The 13,650-nt window shown below is 41.8% G+C and carries 17 protein-coding genes; 6 read left to right on the top strand and 11 right to left on the bottom strand.

All coding sequences use genetic code 11. The features are described 5' to 3' along the window. Nucleotides 1-48 precede the first annotated feature (48 nt). The 10 genes from DP117_RS23430 to DP117_RS23385 all read right to left on the bottom strand — a co-directional run bounded on the left by DP117_RS23430 (nucleotide 49) and on the right by DP117_RS23385 (nucleotide 9,013). A complete protein-coding gene (locus DP117_RS23430) occupies nucleotides 49-2,415 on the bottom strand; it encodes a hypothetical protein (RefSeq protein WP_169220644.1) in 2,367 nt (788 codons plus the stop codon). Nucleotides 2,416-2,864: 449 nt separating this feature from the next. Further along, nucleotides 2,865-3,464 (bottom strand): hypothetical protein, encoded by a 600-nt coding sequence (locus DP117_RS23425; RefSeq protein WP_169220643.1) that lies wholly within the window; start codon nucleotides 3,462-3,464, stop codon nucleotides 2,865-2,867. Continuing rightward, entirely contained in the window at nucleotides 3,461-4,243 is a 783-nt protein-coding gene (locus tag DP117_RS23420; RefSeq protein WP_169220642.1) for a hypothetical protein, read from the bottom strand. The genes DP117_RS23425 and DP117_RS23420 overlap by 4 nt, the downstream gene beginning before the upstream one ends. Nucleotides 4,244-4,297: 54 nt before the next feature. After that, a complete protein-coding gene (locus DP117_RS23415) occupies nucleotides 4,298-4,678 on the bottom strand; it encodes a hypothetical protein (RefSeq protein ID WP_169220641.1) in 381 nt (126 codons plus the stop codon). Nucleotides 4,679-4,788: 110 nt separating this feature from the next. Beyond that, nucleotides 4,789-4,935 (bottom strand): ribbon-helix-helix protein, CopG family, encoded by a 147-nt coding sequence (locus tag DP117_RS23410; protein ID WP_169220640.1) that lies wholly within the window; start codon nucleotides 4,933-4,935, stop codon nucleotides 4,789-4,791. Nucleotides 4,936-5,095: 160 nt separating this feature from the next. Beyond that, nucleotides 5,096-6,388 (bottom strand): RNA-guided endonuclease IscB, encoded by a 1,293-nt coding sequence (gene iscB / locus DP117_RS23405; RefSeq protein WP_169220639.1) that lies wholly within the window; start codon nucleotides 6,386-6,388, stop codon nucleotides 5,096-5,098. Then, on the bottom strand, nucleotides 6,381-6,527 hold the full coding sequence (locus DP117_RS23400; protein WP_169220628.1) for a hypothetical protein: 147 nt from the start codon (nucleotides 6,525-6,527) through the stop codon (nucleotides 6,381-6,383). The genes iscB and DP117_RS23400 overlap by 8 nt, the downstream gene beginning before the upstream one ends. Nucleotides 6,528-7,094: 567 nt before the next feature. Next, entirely contained in the window at nucleotides 7,095-8,336 is a 1,242-nt protein-coding gene (locus tag DP117_RS23395) for a hypothetical protein (RefSeq protein ID WP_169220638.1), read from the bottom strand. A 223-nt stretch (nucleotides 8,337-8,559) separates the two neighbouring features. Continuing rightward, nucleotides 8,560-8,808 carry a hypothetical protein gene (locus DP117_RS23390; RefSeq protein ID WP_169220637.1) on the bottom strand — a complete coding sequence of 83 codons (249 nt, stop codon included), beginning with the start codon at nucleotides 8,806-8,808 and terminating at the stop codon, nucleotides 8,560-8,562. A 4-nt stretch (nucleotides 8,809-8,812) separates the two neighbouring features. Continuing rightward, nucleotides 8,813-9,013 (bottom strand): hypothetical protein, encoded by a 201-nt coding sequence (locus DP117_RS23385; protein WP_169220636.1) that lies wholly within the window; start codon nucleotides 9,011-9,013, stop codon nucleotides 8,813-8,815. 136 nt (nucleotides 9,014-9,149) lie between these two features. On the opposite strand from DP117_RS23385, the gene DP117_RS23380 reads away from it, so the two are divergent. The 5 genes from DP117_RS23380 (at nucleotide 9,150) to DP117_RS23360 (ending at nucleotide 12,141) form a co-directional block, all read left to right on the top strand. Next, entirely contained in the window at nucleotides 9,150-10,304 is a 1,155-nt protein-coding gene (locus DP117_RS23380) for a hypothetical protein (RefSeq protein WP_169220635.1), read from the top strand. Nucleotides 10,305-10,403: 99 nt separating this feature from the next. Then, on the top strand, nucleotides 10,404-10,574 hold the full coding sequence (locus DP117_RS23375) for a hypothetical protein (protein WP_169220634.1): 171 nt from the start codon (nucleotides 10,404-10,406) through the stop codon (nucleotides 10,572-10,574). A 34-nt stretch (nucleotides 10,575-10,608) separates the two neighbouring features. Next, complete coding sequence (locus tag DP117_RS23370) at nucleotides 10,609-11,070, top strand: AAA family ATPase (protein WP_169220633.1); 462 nt, start codon at nucleotides 10,609-10,611, stop codon at nucleotides 11,068-11,070. Further along, on the top strand, nucleotides 11,054-11,545 hold the full coding sequence (locus DP117_RS23365; RefSeq protein ID WP_169220632.1) for an ATP-binding domain-containing protein: 492 nt from the start codon (nucleotides 11,054-11,056) through the stop codon (nucleotides 11,543-11,545). The genes DP117_RS23370 and DP117_RS23365 overlap by 17 nt, the downstream gene beginning before the upstream one ends. After that, nucleotides 11,545-12,141, top strand: a complete 597-nt coding sequence (locus DP117_RS23360) for a hypothetical protein (RefSeq protein ID WP_169220631.1) — start codon at nucleotides 11,545-11,547, stop codon at nucleotides 12,139-12,141. The genes DP117_RS23365 and DP117_RS23360 overlap by 1 nt, the downstream gene beginning before the upstream one ends. A gap of 513 nt (nucleotides 12,142-12,654) precedes the next feature. Here DP117_RS23360 and DP117_RS23355 read toward each other — a convergent pair. Further along, the gene (locus tag DP117_RS23355; RefSeq protein ID WP_169220630.1) at nucleotides 12,655-12,942 is read right to left on the bottom strand and encodes a hypothetical protein; all 288 of its coding nucleotides are present in this window, start codon (nucleotides 12,940-12,942) and stop codon (nucleotides 12,655-12,657) included. Nucleotides 12,943-13,312: 370 nt separating this feature from the next. On the opposite strand from DP117_RS23355, the gene DP117_RS23350 reads away from it, so the two are divergent. Then, nucleotides 13,313-13,650 (top strand): hypothetical protein (locus DP117_RS23350; RefSeq protein ID WP_169220629.1); only part of this gene is annotated, 338 nt, incomplete at its 3' end.

Below are 13,650 nucleotides of genomic sequence, written 5' to 3'. Positions count from 1 at the left end.
AAAGAAGGAACGCTAGAGAAAGATTTCCCTAGCGAGTATCTATAAACATTAGGCTACAACAGCTTGTAAACGTTCATCAGCGGTGGTTACAGCTAGAGTTCTAGCTGTGCTTTCATCGGGCAAATTCTCAGCAACGCGCTCGCCGTTAATCTCTGCAAAGTACGTGCCATCTACGGACTTGATAACGCTTAATCGATAATCTCCATAGCTAGCAGTCACGCCGTTGCCATTACCCAACCAGGTTGTACCTCCAATGGAACTAAGATTAACTTTGGGGGCGTAAGAGTTATCAAATGCCCATCTGGCAACTCTGACATCAGCATGAACATCAAAAACGTCAAAGAACTTGCGCCAGTTAGTACCCAGATAATAAACTGTCATGTCTACTTGTCGATAGGGTTTGTTGTGAAGTGTTAAGTCAACAGGGCGTAAAATTACAGCGCTTGCGGCTGCAATGCGTTTTAGGATAGCTCTAGACTTGTTATCAAGATGATGAACAATCAACAATCCTTCGTCAATGTTGCCTTTTAGCCATTGAGGTTCAGCGCTCGCTGTCCAGTCACGCAAGTCAGCACCATAGAGATTAGCGAACACTTTGACAGCACCTGTCTTGTTGGGTAACTGCCACTCAGAACGCAGTGCATCAAGCTCAGGAGACACGGCAGTCATATGATGTGCTGCGTTAACAGATAGCAATGAGTCTGCATTCAAATCAATGTCAATCTCACCCAGAGTGTTGTAAATAAGCCTCATTAACCATTCTGGTAAACGCGGGTGTTCTGTCGCTTCCGCTTGTGCAGCCTGCTCTGTCTGTTCTACGTTTGCTGGGACAGTACCAGGTGCAGGCAAATGTACGCCCTTGGGTTTTGGCTGTGCAGGGGTTGTGTTAATTCCAACTTTTGCAAGCGCTTTAGGTACGCTTTTAGCTTCTCCTGAAAGAATCAAGTCAGCAACCTTATGAGCGGTTTCTGGCTTCAACTTGATTAACTCCAAACACGTCTCGGTCTTCTTGTCGTCCATGTTGAAGACGTTAAGAACCTTCCTAGCGAGCGCTCTATCAGGAAAATGGTCAGCAAACTGCATAATTTTCGCTTGTTTGGACGCAGTTTTACCAGAAACCCCGCTATCTTTTGCAGCTTTTTCCCAAGCTGTACCCGATTCACCTGTTGTCTCTTCTGCTTTGCCGCGATTCTGTGAAAGCTGCTGCAATTGACGCTGCCGCGCTTCCTCAGAGCAATACTTGTGACGCGCCATGATTTCACGGGCTTTTTGTTCTGGGGATTTTTCACGCTGTTTGTTTGCGTCAAGTAAAGCGTCTACAAAATCCGCTTCTGTTGCAAAGTGTTGAACCTCAATAGGCACGGACTCAGTGTTAGTTCTCAAAGCTGCTAACGCACGTCTGTAACCTGCATAAATTCTACCGTCGTCGGCTATTCCTAAACGTTGGCGAATAGGCTTACCTGCATTTAAATCTTCTTCAATGTCACTTGTATCTTCCTCTATGTTGTCAGGATGATACACTTCTTTGTTGACATCATCAAAAGCAAGAAACCAAGGATCGAAATTAATTTTGTCGCCCGCTTTTAACTTTTCTGTACGTCTATGGAATTCACGGACAATCATAGACCGCGCTCCGTGAAAACGTGATACAGGAGGCGTTTGCATTAATAGCTCATATTCTCCTTCACCTTGTTTGCGTAAAAATGGAGGTAACTCTTGATGTAAACGCCCTACATAAAGTGTGTCATCTGTCACGCCTACTTCAAACAAAAAGCCATCAAGCGTTTTAGTGACAACATCTTTCAATCGCAGAGCTTCGTCTGTAACTTCCAATAGCTCATCGTCTAGCTCTGTAGTTGCCTCGATAATCTCTGTCATATCGCTTTCTACGATAGATGTCTCATTAGACATCGTATCAGAAGCCTCTGAAATTTCCCAGAATTCAGCAGGAATCAAACCATTCACGCCTTCTAATTCTGCTTGTCCTGGATAGATAATTTTGGAAAGTTTGATATGTTTGCCTGCAAGCGCTTTATCAGGATGAGTTTCTAGAATCTTGATAGCAGTGTTTGCACTTGGCTCAAGTCTTTGTGCTTTCTCATCAATCATTAAGTCTGCAATGTCTACTGCTTGCTCAGAACCATCAAAGTATTGCACAATAACTTTAGTTGAATTATCACCATCAATATCAGCAATACGTCCTACTTCTGAATCAATATCCTTTGCTACGTAGCAACCAATAATTGACCAATCATTGTTAACTAATTTCGCGAACGCATTTAAGTTACTAGCTTTAATGTCCAGTTCTTCTAACTTGCGTTGTGTTGCTTTTGTCTGTTTCTTAGCGCTAACTGTTTTACGCTCATCCGCTAATTTTTCTTTGGCTGCTTCTATTAATTGTAACTCTTGACCCATTTTTTCACCTCTAATTTTATTTATGTATTTCTTTCAATATTAATATGACACAACTGACACGAAAACGCAACGTTTTCGTTAAAGAAACATTTCTATAAGTAACAAAAACGCTGTAAATTCATACAGCGCTAGAGATTCAAGAATTGTTAAGTTTTAGATAGCTTTTTCTCATCTCAAGTGTGACGGGATTCTGCGAATTGTAAATCAGTAATCAGCATAGATTTTTTGCGAATACTGAGATAAGACTGACAACAATCCTATTGACTCCCAAAGACCGCAATCTTTACCTTTGACTATCAATTTGTAAAAGCAACTTTCATACATAAGTGAAGCGGTTATGTCTTTCCCTTTGCTACGCAGCAGCTTGACAAGATGATTGATATCAGTGTGGTAACAGACTGTCATTATAACTCAATCCTTGGGATTATGGACGTTAGAGAAAAGTTTCCTTAGCGATTTTTGACGATTTTTGACATAGATAAATTAGATGTCAGTGCTGACAATTCTTGTTCTATATCAATAGATGATTCTGGTTTTGTGACATATTGAACACTATTGTTAATGCGCTCTAACTTGTGTGATATCATGTTTTGTTTAATCAGCGCGTGCGCCCTACAAAAGTCTTCTTTGATTGATTTATGTAACGATGCTTCTGGACACAATCCTAGACCAGATAAACCGCCTACAGCACGTAATGCTTGACGGGCATAAGGTGTTAGCACTTCTACTCGCGCTCTTGCATCGTCAGCGCTCATTCTAAGAGCATCTAAGATGTATATCCATTCTGTGAGCGCTTCTGCCTCATCTGTACCTTTGACTAGCTGTTTAAACTGCTGTGGTGTAGGATGGAAATTGCATTGCCTGTACACTTCGGCTTTTGCCTTTTCTCGCTCCTCTGCGTTCAGGTCGCTGTAAGCTTCCAACCAAACCGCGACCGCCGCAGTGGGCATAGCAAGAGCAACAGCATCCGACTTGCCATGCAGATATGAAAAGTACTCGTTAAAAGACCGTAGCATTTCTAACACTTCTAATTCAAGCTCTGGATTCATGACACACCTCCCAAGCAATAAATCCGAGGCTTCCTAGAAGCGCCTAAAAGAATATGGGCTAGATTTTGATTAAGGCTCAAGAAGTCTAACTTGTCTTTTTTCTTGAGATTTTCAAGCGCTGGGATGACCCTTAGATTATGTGGAGAAAAGCACAACACAACTTCATCAATTTTCATCAAGTCAAACCATGACACGGGTACAATGTGGTCAATGTGTCCGCCTTTATAAGTCTTTGAGTAAATGGCAAGCGTTTCTTTTGGCAAAACATCATACATAATAGATGCAGCTTGCTTGTAATTAAGCTTTCCACCTTGTACTTGAAGCGTTACCGAGATTCTGTCAAGAATGCGTTTTAATGCATAGCTTTCGCTGATTGATACACCTTCAGCAAAAAAATCGCCATAATAACAAACGCCGCAACGCTTGCCATGCTGAAAATTATTAAGGGTAATCTCAATTTCATGTTCTACAGGACACGTCACTGGCATTTTAAAACGATTAGCTTTGTACTCATACCCTGGCTTTAGTGTATAGCCTTCTAAGGCTAAGTAATCTCTGACTCTCTGCGTATTCCAAGCATAACGACCCCAACAAACCCCACAGCGCCTGCCGTTAATGAAATTTTTCCATCTCATCTCAATATTATGCCCATAAGGACAAGTCATTGGAATTAACTCATGAACGCTAACAAACGCGTACAATGGATTAATAGTGTATCCGTCTTGCATCGCATAGCTAGCAACTTTTTCCGCACTCCATCTAATGTACTTTCGTGCCATATTTACCTCTCTTTCCATGTCTAGTTTGACATAGTGATAGACTATTGTCAACCACTACGCAAGTATGAATGATGACCAGCGAATAACCCAAACAATTTTATCAGGATTGCCTTTGCCAATACGGTCGATGAAATCTTGTTTGGTGCGCCAGAATCCACCCTCACGCTGCAAGTCTGTCTCTGGCATATCTGCTAATCGTTCTGGGTATGGCTCAATGCTGAGGGTAAAATCTCCTAAATGATAAGCGCCCTGCACAAAGGGCAATGCTGACCATGCATTGTGTACAATGTCGCCCCGTCTATAAGCGTTTATCCAGCGCTGGGCTTGTTTGTCTGTCCAATCACGACGCGATACAGTCTTAACACCCGTTCTAAGCGGGTCAGAAACACCATACTGACGGGCGAGCGCAATCGTAAGAGAAAAACTAAGTATCATGATTTTTCGCTAGGAAACGCAAAAATGTTGTTATTTTCCTATATATGTCCATTGTATCACAATTTACTTATCATAGTCGCTAAAGAAACTTTTCTTTAGCGACTATCTTGCTAATCTTCCTCTAAATTCCGGATTAACTCTCGAATTACGTCCGTAGCTGGTCGCCCTGTACGGATGCAATATCTTTCTAGCTTTTCAGCCTCAACAGCAGCTAGATTAACAGTAATACGTTTGATAGCCCACTTCTTACTGGTCATAATTCTCCTACACCTAAAATGGTAAAACTAACATCTTGAACAATGAACCAACCTTGACACAGACAGTAGCCGCAGATATACGCTGACGTTCGTTATCTGTGTGAAACCAAAACTTGTCCCAATCAGCTTTGGAGCGATCGCACCGCTCCTAATCGCTGATTTACTGGACATTTGTGCAAAACGCATACATATATCCATCGTTGCGGTGAATTAATTTGCAATATTTGTGACGCACTGGGCTAATCTTGCCGATGGGTGTCCTCATTTCAAAAACTCCACTTTCTCGAACGGTAAGCCTGCCAACATGAACGCCTGTAAACTTGCCTGTGGGTAAAGTAGCTTGTACTATATCGCCGGTTTGAAACCCAAAGAATGTTTTGCACCTCGTTCTATGCTTGGTGGGGAAACCATGTTTATTAGGCGTACACATCTGACGGTTCCCCCACCCCCTAGCAGTAATCAACAAAGGTCGCTGTATTAGAACTTGTAGGCTTTCCACACTTCCCACGCAAGCGGAATCCAACCAGTGGGTTTTAGGTAGTCCCAATCGAACGCGGTTGTATTTTGTTCTGCCACCCGTCCCGGTTTCAATAGGCAACCCCGTTTCTTTGAGTCTGTTAAACAAAGCCCATCGCGTGGAATTGACTGCGGCTACATCTTTTAATGGCTGCTTGGCTTGCTTTAGGACTTGGTTTAACACATCTGGTTTTTGAACTAAGAAGTCCTTGATGTCCCTATTTCCCTTGGCTTGGTTGCATGGACGGCAAGCTAAGGTGAGATTGGAAACGCGATTGCTCCCACCTTTTGACTTTGCTTGAATATGTTCAATTTCAAGAGGCAGATTTTGAGTGTTGCAATAAGCGCACTTTCTACCCCATTTTTCAAGCAAATATTGTCGGACTTCATATCCTGCAAGCTCTCCTTGTTGGTACTCCTTCCCAGATATTTCAGGGTTTGGCATTGCTTGGGTATCGAACTTTACCAACTCTTGAGATATGCCAGTAATAGGAACATATCGGCGGATGCGGTTGACCCAAGTCAATACATTCTCTACTCTAGATTGTAGGCTAGGCGGCAACCATCCCAGTTGGCGAGTGCGGTTTAAAAATCGTGGCTTGCGATACCTGGTTTTACGATTGCGCCGACTCCGACGAATAGCACGGCGTGATTCTAAATCATTCTTGATTTGTTGCCCTCTGTGGGTTAACTCAGCACCCCAAATAACTTTGTCGTCCTGCACAATTGCTAATCCGGTAGTCTTAGAGCCTGGGTCAATTTTTAATTGATGGGCTTTTGTCTTAGGGTTAGAAACTGTGTATTTTGCGATGATTGTAAACGGGTAGCGCCGATAAATAGCGGCTTTTCCCTGTTTTAGTAATCGCCGAGCTTGTCCCGGTGGTACCGGCTCAAGTGGTTTTTTGTTGGTATTTAGAACGAATACAAAATTAGACATTTTGTCCTCCCTTTCGGGGTAATGTTTTCCTCGCCAATGTTTTGAGGGCTTGTTGTGCCAAAGACACTGACTTAACCAAATACATCTGTTTAATCTTTGGCGACAGAGCTACAGGCTGGAAAGTACCTGTAGGTGTCATGACCCTCAAAACGTAGCTTTTTGCTTAGGCTGGCTATCTTTCCAGCGGAAGAACTAGATGTCTAGTTTTGTCCGCTGTTTGGTGGATAGCCCCATTGATATGGTTTATACTGAAAACTCAAAGGTGACAAATAAATCTCCTACTGTGTACCATAGATGACTGAACGATGGTGTCCAACCCATGACCAGGGATAACTTCTAGTCATTTGAACTTTCCAGTATTGGTTATCTCGCCAAATGAGAGGATTCCGGCACGATTGTGAGCTTTGCAAGAGAGCGCTCACCCTTTGCGCTTGTTTTAATATGTCTTATTTGGCATTTAAATGTCAAGGGTCGTTAGAGAAATCTTTTCTTGACGGCTAGAAAGGACGATTCTTAGCCCTCATCAAAGTGTCCATCTGTTTTCACGGGGGACTCCACATAGGCGCGTTCACGCAGCGTCACGTTGGCGCAGCCTCTCCGACAGGAGAAGTGAAGCAAGGTGGAGGGGGATAGTAGTCAAACTTGCTGGCATTGAACCAGGTTGTAATAGCTATTTGTATCGCTGCTTCTCTAATTGTTTCTGGGTTCATAAACCGAGCATTTTTTTGACATAGTTCATTTGTAACTCACTTTTGCTGTTAAACTTCTCAGTTGCGTCTACATACTTGCTGATACTTTCAATTTGCGCTGGGGTCAAATCTGTCTCAAAGAGTAATCGCCCTAGTTCAGTGTCAACCCGTCTTAAAAGCGATTCTAGAGGCGGATTAGATGATGTTTGTAATTGAGACGGAGTTTGAGGCTTGATAGTCTGATATTTGTCTCTAAGCGTGGTTGCTTTGCCCTCCCAGAGTAAAGTATCAATGCTACGACTTGAGCAAGTCTCACGCCACCATTTATCAGCATTGACGAACGCGATAGCGTCTAACCAGACTTGTTCAACGTGTTCAATTTCTTTCCATTCGTCAAAGAGTTTCTTAAAACCTTTGATACGTTTGTTGTTGAGCTTATCGCAACACGCCCAAGTTGCAGGTTTGCGCTCATTGTAAATGTCAACAAAACGTTGATATTCTGCGAGCGCTGTTTGTTTTTTCACCTCACCGGGGTTCCGACTGGAGAAATGGGCGAAACCCTCTTTGGTTGATCTGGAAACTCCTCGATTTATCGTGGGGTTATTAGGGTTTCGCCCATTTCTTTGTCCCAATGCGTCACGGACTGGGGGCGTCTTGTCCTCATGAGTAGATGTGTTGTCAACATGAGAATTCTTTGATTTGTCCTGGTTAGTGGCTACTATCTCTGTATGACTTTCTTCTTCCAAGATTTCTATAGAATCTGTAGAAAGTTCAGTCAGCGCGGCAGCGCTCTCTTGTGTGTTCTTTAATTGATTTTCTTCATTTTGTTTTATTGCATTTGTATTCTTATGTGGGGGGTGCAATCCATCAGATGGAGCGTCCACCTCTGGATTGTCCGATACTGGATTACCCAAGGATGGATAATAGGAATTTGGATTTGACTTTCTAAAAGCGATCGCTTCATCTTTGTCTACAAAAATGTAGTAATCCCAGTCAAACAAACCTGTTTCAGCATCACGGGTCTTTGTCCTGACTAAATAATCATTAATCTCAGCATTCTTGACAGCATTCCTTAGCTTATCTTTGCCCCATTCAAGCATAGAAAGAATGCTCGAAAAACTGATTTCAAAATCATCACTGTGAGAAGTTACCCAACAAATCAATCTGTATGCTGAGTCAGTAACTTGTGTATCTCTAATCAGGTCGTTAGAGATAAGCGTGAATTTTTTTTGTGGTTTGCCTTTTTTGATTTTTCCCATGTTAATATAGTCTTAGTATTTATATTTGATATTTGATGGTTCCCCTCGGTGTTAGCGCACTTGAGGGGCTTAACTTGTCACTTTTATTGTGTCATAATTGACGCATTTTAACAAGTTTCTGAAATCCGTTAAAGAAATCTTTCCTTGACGTGATAAAAAATAGACATAGGCACAACAAAGACGCGGTTATTAGCCGCGCCCTGTTGTTGGACTGCTACAGTTATTAGGCGGCAAGGCTTTTGAGTCGTGTTACTTGTGCCTCTAGCATACTTATAGCTATTTGTAATTCTGACTCATCTGAGCCATCGTTTATATTCAACATTGTTCTGATAATGTAACGTAAGCCTTCATTGCGGTTCTTGTTGTTTTCTTTGCACCAGTCATCTAGCTGTTGACGTAGTTCATCGTTACAGTATCCAGCAACACGAATTTTCTTGAGCATTCGCTCTGAGTCATTTGTGTCATGCGCCATCGTTTTATATACCTCCTCTTAACATTTCTTCTAGCTCTTTATGTGTTTTCTCTAGACGATAACGAGGTGCTCTTTGATAGCCACCATCAAAGAATCTTTTTACTAGGTCACATAAAGCTTGCGATTCCGGCAAATTTTGCATTTGCCGCCAGTTTTCAAAAGATTCGTATTCAGATAATGTTAGCCTTGCAGTAATTTGATGCATACAGGTAATTTTATCATAATCTATGACAACTCTATCATATACCAGCGCTCGTTGCTTGGCAACACTTTACTATGTCAAAAATGACATAGTAAAAGGATATAAGATATGATTACAACATCAACAATCACAATCAGTCATGATAAGCAAAGAAGTGCGCGAAGAGTTACGAGCAGTACACAGTGAGCTAAGGAAACCTTTCCCTGTCGAGTCTCACTCTATTAGAGAACTGCCAGGTACTAGCGATTTATATATTTACTTGCCTTGGGAAGTGATTAGAGACAGGCTGGACGAGGTTTGTCCTGACTATCACTTTGAATTTACCTTGCCCGAATATGACCATACAGCAAATCTTGTCACTTGTGTAGTGACACTTGAAATTTTGGGTATCAAAAAACAAGCGCTTGCGGCTGTACCTATCACACAAATCAACGCTAAAACTCAAAAAGACATGAGTCGAGGTAATGCCGTTGACAGATTACACGCCGAGGCTATTAAAAACGGGGCAGAAGCTCATTGCTGTGGTCGCTACATCAGCAATCAATTGTTCTGTTACAAATTGCTATTGAAGCACAAAGAACGTTTGGATGACGAAACACGTGGCAAACTTAACAAGATGCATAATCAATTCAGAGAGGCAATGCAGTCAGCGTTAGGATATGCGGACGCTCCTAAACCTCAGAAACAGAGTGATAAAAACCAACCTAGCATTCTTCACGCTATGGCAGGAGTTAATCACAAACACAAAATCAGTGAGGGGCAAGTTAGACGACTCTGGGGTATGGGCAAAGGCGACTTAGGATTGTCCACAGAGGCGATTAAATTAGCGTATAAACAGTATGGCTTTGACAAAGCTGAGGACATCAGCACTGATAAGTATGACGCCGTAATTGACTACATGAAAATACTGTCAGAGCGCAAAGCAGAACCACAGTCTTCAAAAACTGATAATGTTGTACCTTTTACCTCCTCTTTGTATCCTCAACACAATGCATTTGTAAAGCGTATTTCCGTCATTACAGGGCATAATGCTGACTGGATAATGAAACAGTGCTATCACTATGGTGGAAATGAACCAGGAGATTTAGACCCCAGCAAATTACGCCTTTTGATACAAGACATTGCAGTTGACTATGGTTTCAGTAGTTGTGTATACGCGGATAGAGAAAAGGCAGCGAGCGCGTTTAATGGCAAAGTAGCATTATATGAGGGTGCTGGGCAAAAGTGGGGACAAGGGGTCTTGGATTGGATAACTGAGACACAACAAGCCGCGCAACAGCAAACAGGACATTAACCAGACGTTAAAGAAATCTTTCCTTAGCGAAAATACAATGGCTTTTTTATCATTGAAAACTCAGATTTGACACACTAGAGGAACAAAACACGGAGACTTATGAATTTACAAAAACTGGGCAATACTATAGTCAATTTTGACATGATTTGCACAATCAAAGAACGTAAAGACCCTCATTGCGGTGCGCCGTATGACGAAGCAAATGGCGAAGAATTTAGAGCTAAAAAAGGCACTGACTCAGCAAACGAAATTGAGTCTCTGTTATCGTAATCGCTAGGAAAATCTTTCTTTAACGTTAAAAACAATGATTCCAGACTTTCGTAATTTTGCATGGTCGCGTGAGCAAAAAGACATATTTAGAGAGCTAGCAGTGCATAACTTGCACATTCTCATTGAGGCGGTCGCAGGCTCAGGAAAATCAACGACTCTTAAGGGTATTGTTGCCCATTTGTCAGCACAGACTAAAATTAGGATTTTTGCCTTTAACAAGTCTGTAGCAGACAAGCTAGAAGCTGAGTTACCTAGTAGGGTTAAAGTAGGGACTGCCCACAGTTACGGTTATGCTCTGTTAATGCGAGCGCTACGCGGCTATGAATCAGCCATAGAGGTTGATGACTACAAATACCATCGCATTGCTGACAAGCTCATTCAGCGCTTGCTCATAGAGTACGCAGACAACAGTAACAGACTGGATGCAAGATATCCTAATTTGCACGATGAGCGCGTTCTAAAGGCACTTAAATCAAGTTATGCAGCGTTTGCATAATTGGGTATCAGCGCAGATTGCAGATTTAGAGAGCGATTACGAGATTGATTTGATAGAAGACATGGCGCGAGCGCTCAATTATTGCTATGAAGCTTTTGGCATTAAATGCTGGGCAATCGCTGATTTTTGCGCTCGTATTCGTGAAATATTTTGTGTAGATGAAAACGCTGATTGTGTTTTATTGTCTAGTATTCACAGGATGAAAGGAGGTGAAGCGGATGTTATTTATCTATTGAATTCTGACAATTTACCAGTTGAGCGCGATGATGAGTATCAAGAACAAGAGGAGCAAAATTTGCTGTACATTGCTTTAACTCGTGCAAGAAAAAAACTTGTATTTGTGCCGTCTCGTCCTGTTGATGACAAGGTTGGTGGTATTTGGCTACTCAATCCCATTGACTGGTCACAACTGCCTAAGTACATATCTTCAACATCTAATACTATTATATCCCAGCAACTGACTTTATTTGAATAATGGAAAAAATTACAATTGCAGACCTTAGAAAGAATATTGTCAGCTATCGTGCTCATCAAGCAAGCCGCCCCCGCGAACTAAAAGCGTTGCTGTCACTTTTGGAAGAACAAAGCGTAGCCACAAAAGCCGCGCTCGCAGCTATTGGCTTTGAAGATGTAGGGAAAGCCCCAGAAGCAAAAGCGCGTGAAATCATAGCGCGTCATAAGCAGTGCTCTGAGGAAGCGCGTCAACGTCAGCTAAATACACTGTTTCAAAATCGTGAGACCGCCGAGGAAATAAGCGAAAGACTCATGGGGCAAGCTTGGGAACAAGCTGCAAAGATTTACAATATCTCAGGCAAAACAGCTAGAAAGCAAGCAAAAATTATAGATTTTATCGATAATGCAACAGATAAGACGCTCGCCAGCAAGATTAGACGAGTGTTTAATATGGACGATAAAAAAGCTCACACCTGCTTGCAGATTATTGAATTATCACCAGAAGAGGCTCACGAAGTCGCTGACATGATTATTGCTGGTCGTGCTACAAGCGTACCCAAAGCGCTCGCAATGATTGCAAAAAGTGAGGTTGGTAATCGTAAAACTAAAAATCGCTAAAGAAAGATTTCTTTGACGACGCATCTACAAAATCTATGCGACCGTCAGAAGTTTATATCTAGGTTCTATGATTACATCTCTCTTATATGTCTTTTATGGACTAAAAAAGGCGGTGCAATACCTTCACTGGCTATGGTTAAAGAAAGATTTCTTTAACGACAAAACCCCTTCAGGTGATTTTGGAAGGGGTTTTGTCCTAACTCTGGCGAAGCCGTGTTAGGAATTGCGAATTGTATCACAGTCGCTCGATGTTTAGTGAGCGCCTGAAATAATTATCTACTCCAGTAAGTTGTATTAAGAATTGGCTGATAGTATGGTGTTAGCTCTTTTTCAAGTCTAATTCTATCTGCTATTCCTCAATCACTTTTCAGACGATGTAATCATCGTGTCCGCCTAAGATGTGATGATTAGTCCAGCGCGTTAGCAGAGAATTTTTGCAACTTTGTTAAGCAACAGATGAACTGCTGGCGTGTCTAGCAGTTTTTCTCTACCTAGTTGTTTTAAATCAATCATTTAGCCCTCATCTTGATTTTCTGGAGTTGGTTCAGAAAACCCATCTATGGGCGTTCCTAAATCCTCATCTTTTAAGAGTCTTTGAAAACACTCATCGACAGTTAAACCGTATTTACGCGCTGTATACTCCAAAATTTCTTGATATTCTTGCTTGCGTCGTCTAACGTAGTAACCAACTACGCTGGACAAATTAGCGCGTATTGAGCGACCGCCCAAACGCGACATCACTATAAACCAGTCTCGGTCATGGTCGCCCAGTTCAAATGAACTAATGCTGAGTCTTGGCATTTTTGTATCTCATCGGTACATCATATCTATGGTAAAAGCCTTTTCATAGAATCTATTAGATTTTTTTGCTATACATGTTGACAATATATTAACAACTGGTATAGCATAATATGTGAGGCTGATGTGAACGAGTGAACCAGATGTGACTTAGATTTCACAAGCGCTTACATCAATTAAATAACAGCTTTTCTAGCAATAGCAACAAATACGCCCCCTCGGTACTGTGAAAGTTTAAGCGTGTAGCCAACTGTGCCAGAAAGGACATTGCTAGAGGTGAAGAAAAGCGCGGTGAAAATCCGCAAACTTTCACAGTTACTATTTCTGCCACACGGCTATCTGTTGCTGATAATCGGCAACACTAGCCAAGGAGGTGATTTCGCTGAAATTCTCAATTGTTTTTGAGGATGACGATTCAAGCACAGGTAAGCAGCTAACGCGGCAAAATCTAGCTAAAGATTTGGGCATCCACTTTAACACACTTAGGAAATACGAGTTACTGCTTAAAGAAGTGGGTGACTTCGTTGATGCTGAGAATTTGCCTTATCAATCAGACAAGCCCAAGTTAGAGGGCGTAGAACTTACACCATATCTTGCTTGGTTGCTTGTCAAAGTTCATAATCTGCGATCGCAAGCTGCAAGTTTTGAACAAATCAAAAATCACATTTTCATGAATTCTGAAAAGAATGGCACTAAGAAAAGCTCTAAGCT

This window comes from Brasilonema sp. UFV-L1 (assembly GCF_012912105.1).
In the GTDB taxonomy this organism is placed as follows: Bacteria; Cyanobacteriota; Cyanobacteriia; order Cyanobacteriales; family Nostocaceae; genus Brasilonema.
The sequence above is the reverse complement of the archived record's forward strand: the minus strand, read 5'-3'. Positions and strand labels throughout refer to the sequence as shown.